Below are 25,906 nucleotides of genomic sequence, written 5' to 3'. Positions count from 1 at the left end.
CAGCGCAATACCACTGCTACACGGCTTAGCATAGACAGTGTATTCATCATAAAGTATAACTTTACCAAGGATACGTGAGGTATTTATGAATAAAACAGCATCTCAAAGCCAGTCTACCGATAACGTTCAAAACAAAGAAAACGCTGACCATCCAGCCCAAATCCAGAGTCAATCCATCAAAGCGCCCAATGCCACTACGGTCAAAGATACTTTAGAAAAACTAGAAAAGAACCCACAAAGTTTTGATGAACTACAGATCAGCAAAGGTCAGTATCGCCCAGTGGCACAAACCGTTGGCAACTGGCTTGATAATATCAACATGGATGCCCTCAACTATCTAAACGAACAAGCCGAAAACATCTTTTATCGTAAAGGCGTCACCTTTACCGTCTATAGCGATGCCAAAAACATCGAGCGAATGATACCGTTTGATATCATTCCTCGCATTATCGCTGCCAGTGAGTGGCGACAGATAGAAGCTGGTTGCAAGCAGCGCATTACCGCTCTCAATGCATTCTTGCACGATATCTACCATGACCAAGCAATCATGAAGGCTGACATCGTGCCTGCCGGCTATGTTTATGCCAGCGGCTGCTATGAGCCTTGGATGATGGGTATCGAATTGGATAAACCAATCTACTCACACATAAGCGGTATTGATTTGATCCGTGATGAGTCTGGCAAGTTCTGTGTGTTAGAGGATAATCTACGCACCCCGTCAGGTGTCTCATACATGCTTGAGAGCCGTAAAATATCCGAGACACTCTTGTCTGATATGTTTTCTGACACTACTATTATGGAAATCAGTGATTACCCCAATCGTCTCAAAGCCTGTCTTGCTAGCTCGACGTCCAAATATGATCCACAAATCGTTATCTTAACGCCTGGTCGCTTTAATAGCGCCTACTATGAACATGCATTTTTAGCACACGAGATGAATGTACCTCTAGTACATGGTTATGATTTGGTAGTTGAGGACAGTAAAGTCTACATGCAAGGTATTCGTGGCAAAGTACAAGTTGATGTGATCTACCGACGCATTGATGACCCCTATATCGATCCGCTAGCCTTTCAGTCTGAATCGATATTGGGTGTCTCAGGTCTGATGAGCGCTTACCGTGCTGGTTACGTCGTTATCGTGAATGCGCCAGGTACAGGCGTAGCTGATGATAAGAGCCTATATCCCTTTGTACCAGATATGATTAAATTCTATCTAGATGAAGAGCCTATTCTACCCAATATAGAAACCTATCAATGCCGTAAGCCTGATGAGCTCAAATATGTACTTGATAATTTAGATAAGCTGGTCGTAAAAGAAACCCAAGGCTCAGGTGGCTACGGTATGCTTATCGGTCCGACATCCACCAAAAAGGAGATTGAGGAGTATCGTCTGCGCCTACTTGAAAATCCAGCTGGTTTCATTGCCCAACCGACTATCTCGTTATCTACCAACCCTACCGCTGTCAGCGATGGCATCGCACCGCGCCACATTGATTTGCGTCCTTTTGTTCTCAGTCACGGTGATGGTTCAGTAGATATTGTGCCAGGTGGTTTGACTCGTGTAGCCATGGTTGAAGGATCCTTAGTCGTCAATTCGTCTCAAGGTGGCGGTATTAAGGACACGTGGGTCGTTGATGACAGTCACATGCAGTCTTCGACTAAAAAACCAAACTGCAACGGTCAGGCTGGCAAATGCTTGCCTTTATCATCAGATGCTAACACCTCAGATCACGCCAACTATTATGATCGTGTACAGCCTCTAGAAGCAGGCTATGAGATGCTAGATGACGCACCAATGATCTTACTACTTTCCACTGCCAGTTATTTAATATGGCTAGGCCGATATAGCGAGCGTCTGTATTACTATGATGATGTCATGAAAAAACTGGTGAAAGACGATCTCAAAAAATCACAGCTTAAGCACTTAATCAGTCATTTAGGGTTTGACGCGGATGTGGATGAATCGTTTAAGACTATGAAAGCACAGATGCTGTCTGATTTGGAGCGAAATATCATACCTAACATCGTTCAATCTATAGATGACAATGTGCAAGAGGCCAAAGGCGTCATTGGCAAAGATACCGCTGAGTTATATAACTTGATTAAGCGGCTTTCAAGCGCTGGCACCTATCGGGCAGCGACCTTGCAGCTACATGCGTGTAACGCCGCTATGAAACAAGAGCATCCGACAGTGACTTGCTTTTGGCAATTAGGGCGTCATTTTGAGCAGCTTGAGCGGGCTGTGCTATTGGAAGAGGACTCAATAGAAATCAGTCTTGAATTTAAGTACTGGATCAATGAATTACCAGAGAATACGCGATGGCGTGAGCTGACACGTCTGGCTAATCAGATGATTAGATCGAAGAAATTTAGTGATTTTGAGCTGATTAGTAAAGAGTTTAATATCATTTTGCGTCAAGGTGTCTAGTCGAAAGATGATTATAAGTAATAATGATACAGTCGATTCAAGATAATCCGGATGCTAGGGATGCTAGGGATGCTAGGAAGGCAGGTAACAGTACTGCCAATAGTAGACTAAGAGGACTGACGCTACATCCGATTTATATGGGATTGACTATACATATGAAATAAACAGAAAAATAGGAAGCTATCATGAAACTTCGAATCAGCCATCAAACCAACTATTATTACGGCGAACTTGCACAGCGCAGTGTTCAGTATATACGCATGACTCCCATGCAGATGCCGCATCAAATCATTCATCAATGGGAGGTGATGCTCCCTAAAGTGGCGACCAATCAAAAAGATGGCTTTGGTAATGACTGGCTCACGCTAAGCCGTAATGAGGCGCATAATAATTTGCAAATGCAAGCATCAGGTATCGTGGAGATTGATACAGAAACTCAACGTCTAGAGGATATGGATCATGTCCCCTATCTGCTGTTTACCGTACAAACACCATTGACAAAATGTTCACAAGAGATGCGCGAGTTTGCGGCGCCTTATCTAAAAAAAATCACCCATGATAGCTTAAAAGCGATGGCCAACGCCCTTATCATGAAAATGCCTTTTGTGAAAGATGTGACTCATGTAGGTACAACCGCCACTGAGTCTTTTGCGACAAGCGCGGGCGTGTGCCAAGACCATACCCATGTATTTTTAGGCTGTTTACGTGACCAGCATATTCCAGCACGCTATGTGTCAGGCTATCTATATGATGAAACCGAAAACCATATGGCAAGCCACGCCTGGGCAGAGGTTTGGTTAGACGGTTACTGGTACACCTTTGACATTTCAAATCAGCTGTTTCAACCAAGCTCTCACGTCTACGTTGCTATTGGTCGAGACTATTTAGATACTGCCCCTGTACGCGGTATACGTATGGGTGGTGGTTACGAAAATCTTTACAGTCAAGTGTTAGTTTCAAGGCTATCATAAGCTATTTCTTATGCTTGTCTTCAACAAGGATCTGTTATGACTTATTGTGCTGCTATTTGTCTTAAAGAAGGGATGGTTTTCGCTAGTGACACTCGCACCAATGCTGGCGTTGACCATATTTCAACCTTTAGAAAGCTTTATCAATATGGCGTTGAGGGTGAACGCTTTATGGTATTGCAGACCGCTGGTAGTCTAGCCACATCGCAAGCGGTATTTAACAAACTGCAAAATGATATTGATCAGCGTCTTGAGAGTAACCTCAACACGGTATCGACTTTATTTGATGCCGCCCAAATGGTTGGCGAATGTATGCGTGACATTATGAATCATGCTAAAGCAGTCGCGAATACTGATGTTGATGGCGCGTTTACTAGCTCTTTTATGCTAGGTGGTCAGATTAAAGGGCACCCACCTGAGTTATACATGATTTATCCTGAAGGCAACTGTATCAAAGCCACTGAAGATACACCGTTTTTTCAATTGGGTGAAAGCAAGTATGGCAAACCCATTCTAGATCGTTCTGTCAGCTACAATACGGATGTGAAGCATGCCGCACGTGCGTTGATGCTGTCATTTGATTCAACCATCCAATCTAACTTGTCAGTAGGTATGCCAATAGACTTTGTACTCTATACCAATGATAGCCTAACCCTGCCTACTGGCCGACGTATTGATGAGAGTGATGCATACTTCAATAGCATTCGTCGTCAATGGTCAGAAGAGCTACGTCGTATTTTGGTCGAATTACCTAAATGTCCTGATGGGTATTGGATATAGATTTTTTGTTTTCAGATATTATTTAGGAATGCATTTTATTAATTCATCAATAAAAAACCGGGGTTAGACTGCATAAACAGTCTAACCCCGGTTTTGATTTAAAGGCCTTGAATGTCATTATAATAATGTCACACTCAATTGTTGTGTAATCTACCTCATGACCTGGTACATGGAAGACTCACTGGACTGCACCTAGAAAAAGGCCCTAGTGCATTAGCTCAATCACGATTGCGTGATTGCGCCAGCGAGCTAATGACACTAGGGCCTTTTTCTAGGTATTAGCAGGACTGAAACAGTCTTCCTTGGGTAAAATGTAATGGCTTGACTCGTGGACGACGCAACGTCGCCCCTCACCGTAAACGGTGAAACGCTAAATCTCACAACCCGTTAAGTTTGCCTCATAATAGTTATTATTGTCAATGTATAATTGCAAAAAAAATCAAGCGCGACGTTATATGTCGCAACCCATATGTTTACTGACAAAAGTCCTTGATATTTTCTTTGAAACGCGCTTTTATAGTGCTACAAAATTACGAGCACTGACAAAATAAAAATTAAGGCAAGTTTCTATGAGTCTGTCATTTTCACAAATTCAGCAAGCTTGGCAAGCCCAAGATCCAAGTTTGGTCGATAAATTATGTACATTGGCAACTCAAGCTGATGCGATTCCCGAGACACCCATCCCCGAACGCGAATTGACGTTTGATCGCTTTTTAGACAAGATTCTAAGTCATCAGTTTCGGGAGAAAAACCCCGAAATACAGTTTGCAGAGCGTGTGGCGATGATTGCCAAACTCGAAGCAGACGAAGGCATCTACCTCTTACCTGACCGTTACAAAATCCATTTGATACTGACTGCGCTGTGGGAAGATGGTAGCGCGTACTCTAGAGCCATTTTAAAACAAGCTATCAGTGAGTTACCAGTCAACTACGGTGTGTGGAAAGGTTTAAAACGTATTTATAAGCAGGCTGAATTTTCTCAAGATTATGAGATTTTTGGACAAATAGTCGCCAAGATTGATTTACAACGGTTTGATCAGACACCCAATTCCAATGTTAGCTTCGCTACCAAAACGTATATGAGCCTTAGAGCATGGCGATATTTGCGCCAACTGGGGCAGCAGATGCCGATTGGCTATATTGATGCCGCTGTCTGTGTACTCGCCAGCTATGACGAAACCATGACAGCTGGCAGTACCGAGCAAACGAGCAGCTGGGTCCTCAATCACATTTGCTTCCACAATAGCCTAGATTATGGCGTCAATCGATTTAGCAGTCGCTCCCCTCGTAAGCTATTTGATGCAAAAGGTCGTGCGTTTTCTGAGGCGTGGCAACGAGATCCTGAACCACTTATTCAACTACTGGCTATCGCAAAAAATGAGGCCGTCAGACAGTTTGCAACCGATAGTCTAAAGCATGACTTTAAAACCCAATTACGTGATGTAAGTAGTGACACGCTGCAATATCTATCGGCTGGTAAGGCGCATAGTAAAGCGCGTGATGAAATGATTGTCTGGTTACTAGAAAACTCACCTAATTTTGAAAAGTCTAAGTTCCAGACATTGGGCTTACATCAAGTCGTACTACAACTACTTCATTCACACTATCCTGCCGCCTATCAATACGCGATTGGCTATGCCAAAAGCTATGCCCAAGAATTATCACTCACTGAGCTGATGCTACTGGCGATGTCAGATTATGAGCCTGTTAGAATTTTTGCAATCAACAGTATCTTAAGTCGTGACCCTATTGCAGATATTGGTGTCAATGGTTGGGGGCAGCTACTAGACACAGAGCATCACCATCAAACCGCTAGCAAACAACTCAGTAAGCATTTTACGAGACGCGACTTAACTCCTGAGTGGTTTTTTGAACGGTTGACTAGCAGCAGACGGTATAGTGTTAAGTTTGCCATAAAAAAACTACCTGAGCTTTATAGTGCCAAAGAATTAGGAGCTGAATACTTTATTCGCGTCGCCCAGCAACTAGATATATCAGCAGCATACGACTTCTCTGCTCATGATGACAGTTACTGCATGCACTTTGCGTTAGATCAGCTTAGGCGTTTGGATTTGAGTCAAATAAATGCTTCAGTATGGCAACTGCTGTTATTACATCCATTGTCACAATCTACTGTTATCGACTGGATTGATGAAGATGTGCTATCAGCCGCAGCGCTTGATATGAGCTATTGGCATGCGCTTGCTTATGAGCCTGATTGGCAAGTAGCTGAATATATTGAACTATTAAAGTCCACTAGTATTATCAATCTTATAAGTAGTACTGATAATCAAGGTTTACCCCCTACTTCTGAACCTATCAAGAATTGGCAAAAGCAATTAGAATTTGATGAATACTTAGCAGAAAATGCGCGAGATTGGCTGTCTGATGTACGCCGTTTTGCGCCGATAGATCTAGGTTTCGACTGGCTTATGACGCTAGCACATAGTGAGCAAGCACTCTATCGTGAATTTGCGATTGAGCGTATTAACAAAGGTTTCTTGCCTGCCGATTTTGTCGCATATCTCGATAATGACAGTAGTGAAGGTAGCTCTACTGACAACGCTTCTAGTGATAGCACTACAGGCTCGAGTAGTGATGCAGATGTTGCTACCGAAGTAGATTTATCCGGTCAACGGTATTTGTTCACGGGCAAGATGCAAAGTATGACACGTGGCGAGGCCGAAAAAGTCGTGAAAGCAGCTAATGGTGCTATTAGTAGCGCCGTCAATGGCAAGCTAGATTATTTGGTCATTGGTGATGATGGATCACCGCTATATGGTAATGGCCGTAAAGGCAGTAAACAGCTGAAAGCTGAAGGTTTGATCGCTGATGGTGCGGCACTAAAAATTATCTCTGAAACAGCGTTTTTACAAATGCTAAGCGGTCAATCACGAGAAGTGTCCGAAGATGATATTTTTGCAGGTGCCAATGCTCTGTGGCACATGGCAACAGATGATGCTACTGCGCCTATCAGTGAGCTTGCGATCAGCTACCTAAGTCATCACCATGAACATATTTGTATGGCGTTGACAGACAGACCTGTTGATCCTGATGCGGTTATCCCTTCTTCGTTCTTCGACGCTGAGCGCGTCATTCCTTTATTACAACAGCGTAACAGCCAGCTGCGAGATTTTGGCTTATTACTGAGCGAGTATGAGATGGCGACGTGGCAACCAACGCCAGATCTATGGCTCATGATAGCTGAGTCGCCTTATACTGAGGTCACTGAGCTGTTGAAACGTGCGCTTTTAGATGAACCTTCCGTTACCAATCGCCGTTACCACATCCAGCCAACACAATTGAATGCCGATATGTTAAATGCTTTGATTGAAAGCAAAGCGCGAGTCGCTCGCCAAATCGGTATCACGCTTCTACAGCGTCACGCTCACTTCCAAGAAGTGCAGTCTTTATATCAACTGACTCAAAGCACAGACCGTGAAGTACGTTATGCTGCCGTGACCATGCTATGGAAACATTACAAATCGCGTCACGTGTCTCCAAACTGGCAACCAAACAGTAGCGATAAAGAGGTTGTACAAGATAAAGACAGCAACACTCAACCAGTCATAGAAGATCAGCCAGTAAAAACAGCAGAAAACTTACCTGCAGAAATCGATCAGTTATTAATGCTGCTACGCCGCGGACTATTTGAGCTGCCGCCTGGTCGTTTGGGCGGGTCACAAGAACCCAATACCAGTGCCAGCAATAAACAACAACGCTATTCAGATAAAAGTACGGAGACAGCTGATATAGATAGCAATATTACGCTAAAACCTATATCTGCGAGTCGTGCCAAACTGGCATTGATTGAGACTTTTCGTGATGTGGCATTGGCTGATAGTACCTTTGCGGCGCTCATTATGCCGACACTATTCACCTTTACGCACTCAGCAGGCAAGATGGAGCGTCACGCGTGTTTGGTTGCCGTCACACGATTGTTGCATCGCTATCCTGAGCTATCCAACAATCTACAGACAGCTGCCTCTGCTTAACGGCTTTGGCGGACAGATAACAAATATAGGTAAATACTAGTAAGCTTTTATAGCCAAAAAAAGATACTCAAAAAAATATGACGTCACCTCAACTGAGATAACACCATGAAAACAATAACACTCCCCTATTGGGGTCAAATTATTGGCTTAGTCAGTAAAGCCAATAGCACCCAAGTGGCAACTCAAAAAACAACCAAACAGGATGGGCGCAGTCTTTTTATTACTCGCCAGCAGCAAACCCAGACATCGGCGCCTGTTTTGTACATCCTCGATCAACAAGGTGAGCAATTTAGCTTATCGACGACTGCATTACCTTGTGCGATGCAAGCCATTAGCCAAACAAATGACAGCACTATTGTTATGATAGGTGATGATGGTCATCTTTACCAAACAGACTGGCAAGCCAAAAAAGTTAAAAAGACCAGTGCCAAATCCTTACTTGATACACTTAAAAATAGTGATAGTGAGATAGGCCGTGCCGTCGCAATGGCATCACTACAAGATGCCTTGGCTATTTTATATCCGAAACACATCGTGGTATGGCCTTATCAAAACAGTAAGACCAGTAGTACTGCTATCATTGAGCCTTATGCATCTGCTATAGCAACATCAAATAAAGACTCTGTATTGACAGCACTAGCAACGTCAAACGACGGATCATGGCTAGTTGTGGCAGATCAATCGGGAGATGTTAGTAGCTATCAATGGGCCTCAGATGAAGTAAAACTTAGCTTAAGCAGCCGTAAACAGCTCCATCAAGGTAAAGTAACAGCGCTTTGTTTTGAGCCAGTTGGTCAGTATTTCTTCTCAGCAGGTGCGGACAAATACTTGTACCGCACTCATGTTCAAGGCGATCTACATCCTGTTGATAGAGCCAAGTCAAGCCAGCACAGCGAGATGATCAAGTCGCTTTGTGTGTCAGATACTCGACTGTTTACTACCGCAGATGACAAAATCGTCAAATCATGGGCATTTGATAAAGGTCAGCCAAACAGTTGTAAAGAAGATTTGGTTAAGCCGCAGCAGATTACTGTCGCAAGCTATGCTGACAAGCCGGCCATCATAGTAGTAGGTCTTGACCAAAGCTTACGTTTTATACCAATAGACATCACTCAGAGCAATGCATCAAATAGCAAGCTACTGCCAGTCACTTATATCATAAAAGACGGCTACCACAGAATTAAACAGCTACTCTCTGATACCTCAAACAATAGCGATGTTGCGTTTAAAGAAGGCTTGGCGCTGCTACAGGTACAAGCAGACAATCAAACGTTAGATCTGGTCAAAAAATTACTTGATGATAGCGACACACTCACAGCCAACCAAGCATTGCAATTGGTACAGTGGGTCGCTACGACGAATCTTGATAAGACGGCACACGTTTTAGAGCAGCAACTAAGCTCGGCGCACAGTGCAAAATTACGTCTTGCGGCATTTCATGCATTGGCAGACCGAGCCGACTCTACCGCCCGTCCGCTTAGATACTTGGAAGAGGCGTTTAAAAACCGTTACTACGAAGAGGTGATAGCTTCTGCGTTGCAAGGGTACCTAAAAGTGGCCATGCAAGATGCCTCAAGCCAGCGCCGAATCTTACCTATTTTGCGAGATGCGCTGTCACACAGTTTTGCCAACATCCGCAAACAAGCATTGGCGTCTCTTGAGACACTGTTACCAGATGACAGTCCTCAAGCAGATTTGATGGCATTAGAGTGCAGTCAATCAGACATTGTTCAAGCAGGACTTATTCGCTTGTATCAACGCAATATGCTCAGCCATCTTGAAGTATCGCGTCAGCTGATGCTACTACAAAATCATCGTGATACAGAAATTAGGCAAACGGCATTTTACGTCTCGTTGCTGTCTCAGCCTAAATTGATAAAGGCACTAAAACAGCAAGGTGACACACAAACATTACGCACCCTGACGGATTTTGATGACTTCCGCTTGTTGCGAGGTACGCTGCTAGACAATGCTGATAGTACAGCGGCAAAGGAGAAGAATGCCAAACCATCAGAATCCGATGAGGCAATCCGTTTAACCTTATCCACGCAAGATTTTATCTCGCAAGCAGAGAACACTCAGAAATCTAAGAGCAAGAAGACTAAGCCAACAAAATCTAAAAAATCTGCTGCTGAGGCGGTAAAGCTCAGCAATGAGACGTTAGAGCCTTTATTACAAAGCTTAAGCAATAGTCACGAAGATATTAGCTTTCGGGCAGCCTATGCGCTGGCTTGCCTACAAGAAAAACGAGCATTTGGCACTTTAATTAGTCTGATAAGCCATGAGGATAGTGCCATCATTCGTGCTGGTGTCGCAAATGCACTCGGTCATTTAGACATAGACGACGCCAAAGCAGTCCTACCGACATTACTGGATGATAAGGACGCTGGCGTGCGTCAAGTCGCCATGCAAGCTTATGGTAAGTTGGCAGATAGTGTATTGTCTTGGGCGGCCACAGGTTTTGCGTCTAAACATCAAGATATTCATGAGCAATCATTGGCACTGTTTTTAAAGCATGTCACACCAGACAGCTCAAAGAGCAGTGATAAAAGCGCTCAGATGTCGTCAGAGATGACAGACATACTGCTCCAAGCCTTAAACAACCCTTTTACTAGTATTCGACTAGAAGTGGTTAAAGTTCTATTAAACCGCCAATTTAAGCAGTCATCTAAAAACACTTCTGACAGCGCTATCGTTGACATTATCAAGCTATTGCAGCAAAGCCTGTTTGAAGATGTACATCAAGTGGCGATAGAAGAATGGCAACAACTGTTGCTAGCAATGACATCGAAACATAAAACGAATAAAGCCAATAACACTGAAGAAACTAATAGTCAAAAGACCAATCAAGCTGTCTTGACTTTGTTTTTTGCAGATACGTTTGCCGCCATTCGTCAGCAAGCGTTTGAGATTGCATTGAAACAGAGCAAGCATCTAGGGGTTGCTGATGTGATGCTAAACGCGCTTGCCAGCCCTTATGCAGATACCAAGCATAAAGCTCTAACCACAGTACAAGCCAGGGCAAGTACGACTCAGTTGACACAACTGATGCCAGCGCTCGTTGCTATGTTGGCTGATGACAGTGTTGAGCTGCGCAAGCAAGCATTGACGGTTGCTTTGGCTCTGACAGATTTACAGCTTAATATTTTAGCTAATAACAGTAGTCTAGAGGACAACAACTTAGATGATAGTCGTGTCGATGACAAAGACAACCATCATGAGGAGTTGATTACCGCAGCCCTAAATAGCCCTTATCCTGATATTCAACTGACAGTCGCGCAACTACTGGCCAGCCAATCGCGCTTATATGCTGATGAAGAACAGGCAAAGCGGAGTGACGACCAAGCATACCGAGTCTTTAAGCACTACCTAGAGTTGCCAATGCCTTCTCAAGGTAAAAAAAGTGAAGCATATACTCAGTGGCACAGTCACGTAGGTCAAGCATTATTTGGCTTATCAAAGCTAGCTTATCCCTCAACATACAACGCGCTTAACTGGTACGATAAATATTTAAACCACCCTGACGCCGATTTTAAATCATTTGCTCCAACACTCACGCTCATAGTGACTGTAAACGATATTGATCTGCTAGTTAAATGGCAAAAAGATGAGCGCGACATTATCAGCCAATCCGCCAGTTTGGGTTTGGCTATTTTAGGTGATGCTCACGGGCAGCACTTTCTCACTCATAAGAGAAACGGCACAGACAATATCAGCAACTTAGTTTCACCGATGACGCCGACTCATTGGCTACAAGCACAGTATGGCTTAGGTATTACACATGCACGGCAATTACAGCCTTTATTTGAGTCAGAGTCTTATGCAGTAGCAGTCAGACTGCTATTGATATTCACTGACTTGCAAGATAGCCTGCAAACCCCTACAGCGACTGCTGCTAAGCCTAATCGACTGATAGAAGCGCTAAGTTTTGCGGATAATGACACGGCGGTAGTCTATGCCAATATGCTCGCTCGTTACCCAAATGACGTGCAACAACGTAGTAACCAGCAAGCACTATCGTCAGCATGGCAGTATTTGAGTGATTACTTATCACATCAATTAGGCGGTATTTTATCGGCTCACTCTGAAGTCATCACAATGATGGCAGATGCTATGCCAAACACGGCAAACAAAGGTGATGTTAAAGGAAAAACCTATAATACGGCCTCTATCCGAGCAAGTATTCTGGCAACCGTCAGTACCGAAAAACTACAACAACTGGCCAGACTCAGTCAACACCAGCAACCACTAGTGCGTGCGCAAACCATCAGTGTCATCTGTCACTTCTCTGAACTATTCTCTTATGAGTATTATGACGACGAAGACGATGTTTTTGAGACGTTGCAGAAGTGGCAGCGTGGTCTGCAGGCATTATTAAGTGCTCACCCCGTATCAGCCTCCATTCAGGATGCAGGTGACTCTTCTACTGACTCACAAGACTGTTTCGAAGTGCATTATCCATATCAGTCTCTTGCCTTTGGTGCTTGGATTGGTGTCATACGTGCAGGCGATGACTATTATGCTGATAGTAGCACCACGGACCAAGCCATACGAGGATTGATGTGGCTGGCCACTCAATCACCGGAGTTAGATACTAATAGCGATGAAGACTGGCAAGACAGTACCAGTCGCGTGTTGTTGCCACTACTAAACCACAGTAGTTTTGATACTCGTGAGTTGGCATGGGAGTGCTTGTATAAGCTGAACATGCCTGCCAAAAAGCTGGCCGACTATGCCATGAGTACGCCCTACCGTGATATGGTAAAACGCGGCTTGGGTTTATTGTTAGATATCACAAAGGACGATGTTGTACAGCAGCAGAGTGAAAAATCAGATACAAGTAACGTCAGCAGCAGTGCCAATCAGCAACTCATTGATTTATTAAAAACCAATAATCAAACCTTAGCAGAAGAGACCTATCATCTGCTTAAAAGTCGCTTAGGTCATCTGCCAGCCAGCTTACTTGGGCTACAGACCTATTGTCAGTCGCTGCTGCCTCAAATCGTTGCTGAGTGGAAACAAGTCATCGTCACACCCTTTGCAAACAGTCAATCGCCATCAGTGCAACGTCAAGACAAACTGACGTTTTTGCTGCAGGCCATCAAGAGTGATGACTGGAGTGCTAAGTATCAAGCACTGGAGCAACTGGTCGAATTTTATGACGTACTGTTTGCAGATAGCATGCTATTTGACCACTTATTTGATTTTGCTGAAGATGCTCGGACCAGTGGAGAAAAATATCGTAGCTCGAAGCTACTGTCTGATGCACTCATATCACACCAATACCTCAATAAGAGTACTTTAGAAGGGCGTTTAGAGAGCAGCTTTGATAGTGACTTTGATATCACCACTGCTGAACAGGTTGCCAATGCGGCGCACTTTCGATTATTTGCCTTACTTGATGACCCTCACAACAAAAAACCTAAACAGATTATTTATTGGGATATTGCTGACCTGCGTAACAAAAAATTGGTTGAACCCTTGCTGCAGCGTTTAGAAAATCTGTTTGAGCACACGCCAGAAAAAAATAAAGAAGAACGTAAATATTTATTTACTACTCTCTTAAAAATAAGCGGTTACGATCAAAAAATTGAGGATTATTTGGAGGAGCGTGAAGACACACGTTGGTTACAACGCCAGCACCCAAGAGACCCGCAAGTGCTACTGTCGCTGTTTATCACGCTTATGAATCATAATGATTATGAGCTTGCCACACAGCTATTGCCATCACTTGCATGGGTGAAGTCGGACGACAGCGATCTATCCTCACGCATTGATACCGCTTTGGCACTCGCCTACGAGCAAATGCCAGCCAACCATACCTTTAAGTTGGTTGAAGCACTGGCATATCGAGCCAAAAGACGTCACGGCAGCATTGCTTCATTACAAAACGCCCTACGCAATAAAGACGCCGACGTACAATTTGCCGCGGCTGAAGGGCTCGCTAAATGCGGTCATGCTGATGGGGTCAACATCTTGATGGCCACGATCGATTATAATCCTGATGCTGAGTTCCGCAGCTGCAGTGTGTTAGCCATTGGCGAGCTACTAGGCAGCAATAACAATCAAAATGCTAACTCGCCTAATGCCAAAGCGCCTGTGAACAATGCTGATAAAAACTTACAGGTTCATACCTTGTACAAAGCCTATGATAAGTTAATCAAACTGGCCGAAGACGATGAGCACTACCTGCAAGACGTGGCTAGTGAAGCTTTGGGTCGCCTTGCACAAGGTGGTGAGTTTGAGCATAGTCCGCATATTTTTGAGCTATTAAAATCGCACTTGTCAGACCCCGCAATCCATTTCACCAATCCCGCCATTGTCCATTGGTTAAATGGACTGCGCTGGCTCAACACAACGCCTGCTTGGGAACAAATACGCAGCTATATACGCATTCATATCGATAAAGCCATATTCTTCCGTCCACAAAGGCATGCGGTATGGCTACTGCAGATGAATGATAGCGATGCCAATAAAACATTAATTTTAGATATCTTAAAGCAAAACAATCTAGATCGTGATGTGCTCATGGTGGCTTATACTGCGGCACAGAAAACTTGGGGCAGTCTGGCGTCACAGATTTATCCTTATGATTGGGCAGCTATCCAAAGCCATAATGATACCTTTGTAGAAGAGACGGAGCGTTTGAGCCTAAAGCGTATCATTGATAATAGCAGCATCGATGAGCTGGCAACATTTATCACGCAGCATGGTGCGCACTTGCCAGCCGATACTTTGATGGCACTGCAAAATGCCATTATGGCCAAGCAAGATATGCCAACATCACAGCTTACCGCATTGATTACTAGTAACAACACACTGACACAGCATATTGGACTGTGCTATCTGACTCAGTACCCAACCAGCTATCTAGACAAAGAGATGGTGGCGACGTTGCAGCAGCGTTTTGAAACCGCTAGCGAGCAATGGCATACGCTGATCGATACCATCAACCGCAGTCCGACTACTATCAGCAACAACCAGTGGATCGAGATGGTTGAACAAGTGGGTGACACTATCAAACAACTGGTTTGGCTAATCATGCGTCATGTGACCATCAAAACTGCCAAAGGAGCTGTCGATAAAGTGGCGGTTAAGCAGATCTCAGTAATGCTTGATTGGCTCAATAAAGCGCGTCAACCATTGACTACCACCTCTATTCCATTACTGTCCACTACCGTCAGTGATTGGTGGCAGCAAGCACTGCTAGCATTACTGGCCAGACCTGTCGCTGAAGATAAGATGCTGTCAGGTATCGTAGCGACGTTGAGCGCTGTATCGACAGCAACTCAATCGCAGCTCACTTATGACAATCAAACCTTGCTAGAAACGTTGCTTACTCGTATTGAACAAAGCGGTATATCTACCCAAAAATCCATAATAACTGTGGTAAAAAATGCGCTGAAAAATAAGAGCTCGTCTACCGAGATGCCAATCAATCAGCAGCTACTACAGTGGGTCAGAGCAAAAGATGCCGATGCACTTTATCATTGTGTGAGTAATGACAACATGGAGATGACCGTTCGTATCCGTGCCATCGAGGCGCTTGGACAGCTACATGATCCAAATATCGAGCAGTGGCTGACGACACTCATGACGCATGAAAATGCAGATATTCAAAAGCTTGCTTATAAAGTAATGCGTCGCTGGCAGCGTGCCATGGTACGAGCGCAACAAAAGCGTCCATTATCATCTGGCAATACAGAGTCGCAACCTAGCTCGACCCAAGTAACACAAAATAGTCAGGACAGCAGTCAAAAAAGCAATCAGGGTGAAGGAGACAGTCAATGACTATAGATAACCAATTGGACCAAGCGTCAGAAACAAAGTCAGAAGCAGTAGCAAACACTGATGGCTTGATGATGCAGTTAGACTACGCTGCACCCAGTCAAATCAGTCAAATCAGTCAAACCGATGCGCAAACGAGCAAGCACACTCAGCATGTAGCACTATTTGCTCAGCTGAATCGATCTGACGTTGACTTCCACGGTAAGGTCAAGTCTCCTCTTGTTTTTCGTGACAGTTTGCTAGCATTGTTTGATGTGGTGAGTAGTGACTACCGTTATGTGCCAAAAGACCGCTCAGCATATACGGTATTTATGCAGATGCGCCGTGCTAGTAGCAATAAAAACCTATTTACCGCACAACGTGATTATTTCACGTGGCTATTCGATAACGACCCACTCGCCTTTTGTATTTTAGATCCGATTATTCAGGTGCACGAGCAAGGCGTTAGCTTTGAGGTATTTAGCCGTGATGAAGGCTGCTATGCTCAATTGACATTGACCAATGAGATTTTTGAGCAAAGTACCAAACCTACCATTGGTACCACAAGCATTGATTACAGCACGGCTCTATTTAACGGTATTGAAAAAATTCGCGACCATCAACAAACGATATTAGACATTGGTCATGAAGCGGTCGGCTTACAGCTACTCGAAACCATACCAGAAACGGACGCAGTAGATACTGATAGCGATGTAGCCAACCCTAGCGTAAAAGAGCAGATCATAGAAAAACGTATCAATGTACCCAAAAGTTGGATTAGAGCGCTGTTACAAGTACAGTCTGCAGGCCAATTACCACAAGATACTATTCATCTTGATCCAATCGCATTGTATAACGTATTGTTTGAGCTACGTATGCATGCTGATATCAAAGGTAAGCGCCGCGGTCTACTCATCGAGCTCAGGCCTCAGCAGCTGCCAATGATTATACTAGAGCCTTTTGATATCACCGTTACTAGCCAAGTGAGTCAACAGCAAAAACCCTACCAAGGGCAACAAGCAAAACTAATTCGCTTGTGGGGCCGCAGGCGTCTTAGCTTATTAAAACGCCTATTACCACATACTGATAGCGTGTCCGTATCACTATTGGGTCAAGGTATGCCAAGCTACTGGACGCTAAAAGGCAAAGGCTTTCATTTTACCTTTTCTATGACCGGCTTTAGCCAAGCCAATTGGTCACAGTCATTAAACTTTGATTTATTGCTACCTAAGCGCCCACTACATAATACATTAGCTGCTAGTGAAGAAAACCTTTCAGACAGCCATAACGATAGTAACGATAGTAACGATAGTAACGATAGTAACGATAGTAACGATGACAATAATGGCTTGGCTGTATTAATTAAAACACTGGCGAGCACCCCTAGTACTTTAGACGATTTGGTAAAGTCGCTGTCAGCAGATGCTTTATTGAAATCTGCGCCTGTTTCTCACTCACAAGTGCAGCAATGGTTACTATCAGGTACGCAGCAAGGATTGATTCGCTTTGAGATGGCGACACAGCTGTACCATTACCGGCCTTTGACTCAAATGCCGCTTGAAATGGCGCAGTTCGCTTATCACAACGAAGCAGAAAAGCAGGCTTTTGATTTGATTGGCCGTACAGATACTGTGCAGAAATTCACAGTTGAGACTGTCGCTGTCAAAGGTATCACTATCCGTGCAGATATCCATGTCGAGGAAGACAGGCGTACTTATCACAGCCAGCTGCAATTAGGCGACGAAGGACTGGTGACCAAAGCGGAGTGTAGCTGCCCGCAGTACTTGCAACATCGTCTTACTCATGGCGTGTGTGCACATCTTATCGCGCTACGCCTTAGATACAACCAGTACGACCCTAATAACACAAGCAATGATAGCTGGCATGATACTCGAGTCTTGAGTAAACGCGTGCCAAGCAAGCGTCTTAATAAGACTAAGAATACTCAAGCAAACGTACAAGAAAGTGCAAAAATAAAAACAGACAACAGCTCGCTTATGGCATTACCTTCTGCAGCGACGCTTGATTTGACTGCCCTAGCTCAACCAGCTGCTCATCCACATACGAATGGAAATGGTAAGGCGCAGGATTTAGCAGCGCAAGAGAGTTCTATTGCTTATGTTTACATCACTATTGCTCATAAGAAAATCACCATCGAACAAACAATAGGTGGCAAAGATACGCGCCAACAACTGGCGTTTAATCAACCTGCTCAAGCCAAATCCGCTTTTTTACAACATATTGCCAGATTTGAAGCCAAAGGCTTTATCGAAAACCAAGGGATGTAATGTATGACCACTCAAATAGCAAACAATAATGATTACATCAGTCCTGAGCCAAAACCCACTCCTTTTGAGCGTCAGTGGCAACAGCTATGGCAAGACATTGAGCAGGCAGGTGGACGTTACCAATATGTGCAACAGCAACTGGTCAGTCAAGGCTTTATGGTTGACCGTAAACCTGTCGATAACATGAGTCCAAAAGAACGTGAGCGCTATAAAAAAGCCTTAAAAAAGGAAGCCGCTGAAGAAAAAAGTCTCAAAAAGGCTGCTTGGCAAGCATATAAAGCACATCACATGGTTTATCTTGGTCGTCATGTATATTGGTCAGATGATACCAGTACTGATAAGTGGGATGTCAAAGATGCCGCCAATCGTCTTATCGAAAACAAATTACCACTGTTAAATAAACACCATGAACTTGCAGAGGCTGTGAACCTTACTATTCCTCAATTAAAGGGACTTTGCTATCAAAGAGAGGTCGCCACCAATCTGTCTTATTCGCATTTTACGATTGTCAAACGCAATGGGACAGCGCGTCAAATATGGTCGCCGATACCGCGTTTAAAGTTTGTACAACGCTGGATTTTGCACAATATTTTGAATAACTTAACAACGCATGGTGCCGCTCATGGTTTTGTACGTGGCAAATCTATCGTGACCAACGCCGCAGTACATAGCAACAGCGAGTTACTTATCAAGTTGGATGTTAAAGACTTTTTCCCTAGTGTCAGCTGGCGACGGGTCAAAGGTGTGTTCCGTCATGCCGGCTATCCAGAGCAAATTTCTACCTTATTGTCATTACTCTGTACCGAATCACCCCGTCAAGTGGTACAGCAAGATGGCAAAACTTATTACGTGGCGCTAGGTGACAGAGCCTTGCCACAAGGCGCGCCTACTAGCCCTGCGTTAACGAACATCGTCTGCTTGAATTTGGATCGTCGCTTAACAGGACTGGCTGACAAAATAGGCCTGCGTTATAGTCGCTATGCCGATGATTTGACCTTTAGCGTACCCGCTATTGCAGACACCAAAACTAAATCAAAAGCTAAAACTAGCACCACAAAAAAACAAGCAGATACACAGCACAATAAACTGATTGGGCAACTATTAGGATCAGTGCATAAGATATTACGCGAAGAAGGTTTTGCATTAAACAATGATAAAACGCGTGTGATTCGTAAAGGCAATCAGCACAACGTCACTGGCATGGTGGTGAATGGCGATGGTATCCCAAGAGTCTCACGACAAATCAAACGCATGTTACGTGCAGCGCTTCATAATCTAGAGTCAGGTGGCAAATTGCGGGCGGATGAGACTTTGGATACGTTATCAGGATATGCCGCTTGGATAGCCTCAGCAGAGCCAGAGCTGGGACATAGCTATTTGGCTAGAATTGAGTGCTTGCAAGAGCAGAAAGCGACACCTGCATAGATATTTATTTATAGTTATAAAAAACGAGTATTAGAAAGAACTCTATTTCTAATACTCGTTTAAATAAAGCATACTAACGCAGAGCTATTTAACCCAACATGTCATTTTCATTACACCAGTAGAAACGGTGCAGTACGACTGTCTTTAGATTGAGCAACGTCATATGGTGTACCTTGAGCGACAATCACACCACCCGCATCCCCTGCCCCTGGCCCGATATCAATAATCCAGTCACTATTGCTCGCCACTTGCATGTCGTGTTCAACCATGATGACAGTATTACCTGCATCGACGAGACCATTTAACTGCGCCATTAGCATAGACACATCGGCGGGATGCAGACCTGTGGTTGGCTCATCCAATATGTATAGTGTGTCGCCTCGCTGCGTGCGTTGTAGCTCAGTGGCAAGCTTGATACGTTGTGCTTCTCCGCCTGATAATTCAGTGGCAGGCTGACCCAGACGTAAGTAGCCAAGTCCAACTTGTAGCAACGCCTCTAATGCGCGCAAAATAGGTGCTTCATCGACAAAAAACTCATGAGCCGCTTCAACTGTTAGGTTTAATACTTCAGCGATGTTTTTATCTCGATAAGTTATTGCTAGCGTTTCCTCGTCATAGCGTTGACCATGACATACCTGACAAGGCGCATAAACACTTGGCAGAAATAGTAGCTCAACACTGACAAACCCTAAGCCTTCACAATTTGGACATCGGCCTGTTTTGGTATTAAATGAAAACCTGCCAGCATCATAGCCTTGTGCTTTTGCTTGATTGGTCGCTGTGAATAGCTTACGCACATCATCAAATAAGCCAGTATAGGTGGCCAAGTTGGAGCGCGGTGTACGTCCAATTGCTTTTTGATTGATATTAATAAGTCGGCGGACATGCTCCATACCAGCGACGATTTCACCGCCAGTTACTGACTCAAGCTCTTGTTCAAGCAAATCCGCTTCACCGACAGGCGCTTCTGTGACTGTTTTTTGCCCCAATGCTTCGTTAATAAGCTTTACTAACGCTTGGCTAACAAGACTTGATTTGCCTGATCCTGAGACTCCTGTGACACTTGTCATTACTCCAAGCGGAAACGCAACGTCTAACCCTGTGATATTGTTACGCTCAATATTCGCAAGCTTGAGCCATGCGGTAGGCTGCCTTGTACTAGATTTGGACTGGTCGTTAGACGTAGCATCGGTAAAGAGGTATTGCCCCGTGTGCGACTGCTCAACTTCACCAATACCTTCTACGGGCCCGCTGTAAACAATCTCGCCGCCATGTGTGCCCGCCTTTGGCCCAACATCGACTATCCAATCAGCATGTCTGATAACACTAACGTCATGCTCAACGACAAACACTGAATTACCAGCAGCAATCAGCTCGTCTAATGCACTTAGCAAGGCTTGGGTGTCAGCAGGATGCAAACCAGCCGATGGCTCGTCAAGGACATAAACTACGCCAAAGAGTTGCGAGCGAATCTGAGTGGCTAGCCGCAGTCGCTGTAGCTCACCAGGAGAGAGTGTCGGTGTGGTACGCTCAAGCGATAAGTAACCGAGCCCTAACCTGTTTAATGCTTCAACACGCGAGAGAATATCACTGGCAATACGCTGGGCGACGATAGCCTTTTCGCGATTCGGTGTCTCGTCGGCTATCTTAGTGCGAGCAGTTATCTCTAATTTTTTCGCCATTTCAGTTAATGTCAACTGTGACAGTTCACCAATATCCAATCCTGCAAACTTAACTGACAGCGATTCTTTTTTTAGCTTTTTGCCATGACATTCTGGACACTCAGATATTTGCATAAACTGCGAGACGCGCTTTTTGGTACGCGGGCTTTGAGTCGTGGCAAAAGAGTGAAGAATGAAGTTTTTGGCACTGGTAAAAGTACCCATATAATTTGGTTTTTCGCCTTTCTCAATCGCATCGCGCGTTTGCTCAATATTGTATTCAGGGTAGACAGGTACGGTAGGCGTCTCATCTGTAAACAAAATCCAGTCGCGTGTCTTTTTTGGCAGCGTGTGCCATGGTTTATCGATATCATAACCCAGTGTGGTCAATATACGGCTGAGGTTCTGACCCTGCCACGCTGGTGGCCATGCTGCAATCGCACGCTCACGAATGGTTTTGGTATTATCTGGAACCAACAACTCTTCAGTGACTTCAAACACACGGCCGATACCTGAACAAGTAGGACAAGCACCATCAGGCGTGTTTGGAGAGAACGCATCCGCGTACAGGATTTCTTGATTTTCTGGATACTCTCCTGCTCGTGAATACAGCATACGTAAGCCGTTCGATATCGTTGTCACGCTACCTACAGATGATCGCACTGAAGGTGTACCCCGCTTCTGCTGTAAGGCGACTGCTGGTGGCAACCCCTCTATACTATCGACATCTGGCTCGTCAACCTGATCGATTAATCTCCTTGCATAAGGGGATACCGAATCAAGATAACGCCGTTGTGACTCGGCAAACAACGTGCCAAAAGCTAACGATGACTTTCCTGAGCCAGATATACCAGTAAAGACCACTAATGCATTACGAGGTAAATCAACATCAACATTCTTTAAGTTGTGTACGCGCGCACCTCTAACTTGAATATTATCTTGGTTAGGGTTGTAAAGGGCATTTTTTACTTTGTTTGTTTTATTGGTTGTTTCTTCTAATTTTTTTGAGTTCGCCATAGCGTTATTGTTCCTATCAAATCTTTCTTTATTCCTAACGAGTTGAGTTATCTTTGTTCAATTAGCAGAAAGGTTAACACGTACTTATATGGTGCTATGGCTAGGCTTACGTATTAATAGCATAGATAGACAAAACGATAACTCAAATCGCCTAATAACTAATAATAAAAAACCCGCATCAAAGCGGGCTTTGTTTAGTAAAAAACACTATAGTCGATTCAATTTAAAAGTAGTACCAGGCAACCGAGTGTAGACGTATATTTAATACTTCAAGTGAGGATAACAATGTAATTTAAGATACTGATAACGTAGATATCATGACACGACCAACCGCATCAATTGCGTACTGATATAACCGCCAAATGTCCCTACCGCATAACCTAAAATACCTAAGAACACCCCGACTGGCGCAAGTGAGGGGTGAAAGGCCGTAGCGACAATGGGCGCTGACGATGCACCACCTGTGTTAGCATTAGAGCCAACCGCCAAAAAGAAGAACGGCGCACGAATCATCCTAGCAACAGCAAATATGATAACGACGTGAATGCTCATCCATAACAGGCCAATGAGCAACAAACGCCACTGTGAGATGATACCAGCCAAATTGATTTGCATACCGATCGCCGCAATCAATACAAAGATAAATACTGTACCGATTTTTGATGCGCCCACATGATCTAGCCTACGAATCTTGGTAAAAGAGAAGACAACGCCTATTAAGGTAATAATCACCACCATCCAAAAGAATGAACTGGCAAAGCTATATTGTACTGCCCATTTATATGGGGCAAAAAACTCTGCAATCTGCCCTCCGACAAAGTGCGCTACGCCGACCATGGCAAAGCATAAGCCAAACATCACCATCAAATCGTTGATGGTTGCTGGGCGGGCATGATCGCGATCATAGCTTTCGACTGCTTTAATGACCTTGTCGATACTACTGGTATCCGCTCGCAAAAACCGATCTATCTTGTCACTGTGCTTTGCCATCACCAGTATGGCCAATAGCCATAGCGAAGCATTGGTCGCATCAACTAAAATCATCATGCCAAATAGATCATCGCTGACCCCAAACAGCTCCTTCATCGCTGCTTGGTTAGCCGCGCCACCGATCCAGCTGCCTGCCACTGCTGAAAACCCACGCCATAAGGTATCATCGGCAAACATCGCAGGCGATACCCATTTAGCGACTCCTAAGCTGATCGGACCACTAATAATAATAGCGACACTGGCAGCAAAGAACATAGCGATCGCTTTCCAGCCTAAGCCCAATATTTTGGGTACATCCATAGATAAGGTCATTAATAGTAAACTTGCTGGTAGCAAATAAGTGGCGGTGAAGCCATAAATCTGCGAACCAACACCATCAGCAAACACACCTAAACTATTTAACGTAGCTGGTATAAAACAGCAAAGCACAATACCCGGTAGAACTGCATAAAACCGTCGCCAAAACTTACCAGGTAAGCCTTGGGTATAAAAAACAAGACCAATAATGGCCATAATGATGCCAAAAGCTAATGGCAAATTATCAATTGCTAAATTTGAGGTGGCAGGCATCAAGGTGCTCCAAGCGTTACAACTGGCAAAAGTCAATCAGTATAGACAAGGCAAAAAAGTCGCGCAATGATAAATACAGAATTACCAGACACAAAAAAGCCAGACACCTAAGTATCTGGCTTTTTGATATTTTTAGACGATTAATGAATCAATGATTTTAATCGTCCAATCTAACCATATTACGAGTTGTTACCACGGTTGCCACCGTTCGAACGGCCTTGACCACGGCTGTCAGAACGACCTGCTGGACGGCCTTGGCTACCACTTGGACGACCGCGACCACTTGCAGCACGCTCACCACGTGGAACGCCATTGCTATCACCACGGCTTGGGCCACCAGTACGCTTGCCTTGATACGGCTTGCCACCTGAACGCTCATTTGGTTTGCCAGATGAGTCGCGTGACTTACCTTGATAACCGCTATCGTTGCTAGCACGTTGACCAGTTGGTGCGCTGTCGCTTGAACGACCACGGCCTTGACCACCGCCATTAGAACGACCTGCATAACCACCGCTTGAACGACCACGGCCTTGACCACCGCCATTAGAGCGTCCACGACCACGGCCACGGCCTTTACCTTTGTTTTCACTAGGTACATAAGTTTTCTTAGGTTCCATACCTTCGATGACACATACTTCCATCTTACGATCTAGATAGCGGTTGATGGCTGCTAGCTGTGGACGATCGTCCATGCTACATAAGCTGATAGCAACACCAGTACGGCCAGCACGGCCACAACGACCGATACGGTGGACGTAGTCTTCAGTCTGACGTGGTAGGTCATAGTTGATAACGTGTGAAATAGCTGGTACATCTAGACCACGTGCAGCAACGTCAGTCGCTACTAGGATTTTACATTTGCCATTACGCAAGTCTTGAACGATACGGTTACGCTTGCTTTGTGGCAAGTCACCATGTAGGAAGCTTGCTTTATGGCCCGCTTCTTGTAGCTGTTTTGCTAGCTTCTCAGTACTGCGCTTAGTTGCAGCAAAAATAATGATTTGATCCATTTCTTTTTGGCAAACGATTTTGTCAAGTAAACGGTTTTTATGATCAAAATCATCACAGTAGTACACTTTTTCTTCAATGTGTGCAGATTCTACTTTAATAGATACGCGCTCAGGATTCTTAGTGAAACTGGCAGCGATTTTACCTACTGGGCCATCCCAAGTCGCTGAACACATGATCGTTTGACGATCGACTGGTGCTGCACGGAGGATGTCACTGATATCATCAGCAAAACCCATGTCTAGCATACGGTCAGCTTCATCAAGTACCAGTACTTCTAAGTTTGATAAATCAACGCGGCCCGCATTGATATGGTCAAGTAGACGACCAGGAGTCGCAACGATTACTTGAACACCCTTTCTCAAAGCAGTGATCTGACCGTTGTACGGTGCGCCGCCAACTAGTGGCACACAGAATAGACCACGCATGTCTTTAGAGTAAGTGCGCACGCTGTCATGTACTTGCTGAGCAAGCTCACGTGTTGGCGTTAGGATAAGTGCTTTGGTTAGTTTGTCAAAGCTAGTTGCACGGCTCAAACGATCAAGTACAGGGATAACAAATGCCGCTGTTTTACCACTACCCGTTTGCGCTGACAACAAAAGGTCACGTCCGGCTAGAGCGAAAGGAATGGCTTGTTCTTGGATAGGTGTTGGATTGGTATAGCCACTACGATCAAGCGCAGTAAGAATTGGCTTAGCAATGCCAAGATCAGTAAAAGTGGTTTTGTTTTCTTCAGTGGCGTCAGTAGTAGCCGCTTGAGTATCAGTGTTTGGAGTATCGGTGTTTTCGATGATGCCGTTTTCAGCGGCGATAGTAGATAAGATGTCAGTCATAGGAATCCTTGGTAAGTATAAGCTGCTGTAAATTCAGCAAGCTTGATGCATACCACTGATAACCGTTCACCACGCTGCTCTTATTAGCATTACCGAGCAATATAAAATTGTCGATAATTAGAAACCAAGCCAATAGAGCTTAGCGTCTTTACAATAAATGCGTTCGTGCTGTCTGA

General features: G+C 44.5%; 10 protein-coding genes. 7 read left to right on the top strand and 3 right to left on the bottom strand.

Annotation, left to right across the window (positions count from 1 at the left end; translation table 11 throughout):
- The first annotated feature begins 85 nt into the window (after window positions 1-85).
- The 7 genes from ACT3QR_RS08065 to ACT3QR_RS08035 all read left to right on the top strand — a co-directional run bounded on the left by ACT3QR_RS08065 (window position 86) and on the right by ACT3QR_RS08035 (window position 19,651).
- Entirely contained in the window at window positions 86-2,428 is a 2,343-nt protein-coding gene (locus tag ACT3QR_RS08065; protein ID WP_444520830.1) for a circularly permuted type 2 ATP-grasp protein, read from the top strand.
- A 185-nt stretch (window positions 2,429-2,613) separates the two neighbouring features.
- A complete protein-coding gene (locus ACT3QR_RS08060; RefSeq protein ID WP_444520829.1) occupies window positions 2,614-3,399 on the top strand; it encodes a transglutaminase family protein in 786 nt (261 codons plus the stop codon).
- Window positions 3,400-3,435: 36 nt separating this feature from the next.
- Window positions 3,436-4,176 carry a peptidase gene (locus ACT3QR_RS08055; protein ID WP_444520828.1) on the top strand — a complete coding sequence of 247 codons (741 nt, stop codon included), beginning with the start codon at window positions 3,436-3,438 and terminating at the stop codon, window positions 4,174-4,176.
- Window positions 4,177-4,745: 569 nt separating this feature from the next.
- Window positions 4,746-8,171: a BRCT domain-containing protein gene (locus ACT3QR_RS08050; protein WP_444520827.1), complete on the top strand. Its 3,426-nt coding sequence runs from the start codon at window positions 4,746-4,748 to the stop codon at window positions 8,169-8,171.
- 105 nt (window positions 8,172-8,276) lie between these two features.
- Window positions 8,277-15,962: a HEAT repeat domain-containing protein gene (locus tag ACT3QR_RS08045; protein ID WP_444520826.1), complete on the top strand. Its 7,686-nt coding sequence runs from the start codon at window positions 8,277-8,279 to the stop codon at window positions 15,960-15,962.
- Window positions 15,959-18,226, top strand: coding sequence for a hypothetical protein (locus ACT3QR_RS08040; RefSeq protein ID WP_444520825.1), 2,268 nt, complete (start codon window positions 15,959-15,961; stop codon window positions 18,224-18,226). Before ACT3QR_RS08045 ends, ACT3QR_RS08040 begins: the two co-directional genes overlap by 4 nt.
- 3 nt (window positions 18,227-18,229) lie before the next feature.
- Complete coding sequence (locus ACT3QR_RS08035) at window positions 18,230-19,651, top strand: reverse transcriptase family protein (RefSeq protein ID WP_444520824.1); 1,422 nt, start codon at window positions 18,230-18,232, stop codon at window positions 19,649-19,651.
- A gap of 110 nt (window positions 19,652-19,761) precedes the next feature.
- On the opposite strand, the gene uvrA is transcribed toward ACT3QR_RS08035, so the two are convergent.
- The 3 genes from uvrA to ACT3QR_RS08020 all read right to left on the bottom strand — a co-directional run bounded on the left by uvrA (window position 19,762) and on the right by ACT3QR_RS08020 (window position 25,730).
- Entirely contained in the window at window positions 19,762-22,329 is a 2,568-nt protein-coding gene (gene uvrA / locus ACT3QR_RS08030; protein WP_444520823.1) for an excinuclease ABC subunit UvrA, read from the bottom strand.
- 315 nt (window positions 22,330-22,644) lie between these two features.
- Complete coding sequence (locus tag ACT3QR_RS08025) at window positions 22,645-23,889, bottom strand: DUF819 family protein (RefSeq protein ID WP_444520822.1); 1,245 nt, start codon at window positions 23,887-23,889, stop codon at window positions 22,645-22,647.
- 179 nt (window positions 23,890-24,068) lie between these two features.
- Window positions 24,069-25,730 carry a DEAD/DEAH box helicase gene (locus ACT3QR_RS08020; RefSeq protein ID WP_444520821.1) on the bottom strand — a complete coding sequence of 554 codons (1,662 nt, stop codon included), beginning with the start codon at window positions 25,728-25,730 and terminating at the stop codon, window positions 24,069-24,071.
- Window positions 25,731-25,906: the final 176 nt, after the last annotated feature.

This window comes from Psychrobacter sp. AOP7-B1-25 (assembly GCF_052376195.1).
Taxonomy (GTDB): domain Bacteria; phylum Pseudomonadota; class Gammaproteobacteria; order Pseudomonadales; family Moraxellaceae; genus Psychrobacter.
Note: the sequence above shows the minus strand (reverse complement) of the source record. Positions and strands in the feature narration are given on the sequence as shown.

Bases quoted from the DNA above. Each gene is read 5' to 3' on its own strand.
- ACT3QR_RS08050 (WP_444520827.1), top strand. From the start codon at position 4,746: ATGAGTCTGTCATTTTCACAAATTCAGCAAGCTTGGCAAGCCCAAGAT.
- uvrA (WP_444520823.1), bottom strand. From the start codon at position 22,329: ATGGCGAACTCAAAAAAATTAGAAGAAACAACCAATAAAACAAACAAA.
- ACT3QR_RS08060 (WP_444520829.1), top strand. From the start codon at position 2,614: ATGAAACTTCGAATCAGCCATCAAACCAACTATTATTACGGCGAACTT.
- ACT3QR_RS08025 (WP_444520822.1), bottom strand. From the start codon at position 23,889: ATGCCTGCCACCTCAAATTTAGCAATTGATAATTTGCCATTAGCTTTT.
- ACT3QR_RS08055 (WP_444520828.1), top strand. From the start codon at position 3,436: ATGACTTATTGTGCTGCTATTTGTCTTAAAGAAGGGATGGTTTTCGCT.
- ACT3QR_RS08045 (WP_444520826.1), top strand. From the start codon at position 8,277: ATGAAAACAATAACACTCCCCTATTGGGGTCAAATTATTGGCTTAGTC.
- ACT3QR_RS08040 (WP_444520825.1), top strand. From the start codon at position 15,959: ATGACTATAGATAACCAATTGGACCAAGCGTCAGAAACAAAGTCAGAA.
- ACT3QR_RS08065 (WP_444520830.1), top strand. From the start codon at position 86: ATGAATAAAACAGCATCTCAAAGCCAGTCTACCGATAACGTTCAAAAC.
- ACT3QR_RS08020 (WP_444520821.1), bottom strand. From the start codon at position 25,730: ATGACTGACATCTTATCTACTATCGCCGCTGAAAACGGCATCATCGAA.
- ACT3QR_RS08035 (WP_444520824.1), top strand. From the start codon at position 18,230: ATGACCACTCAAATAGCAAACAATAATGATTACATCAGTCCTGAGCCA.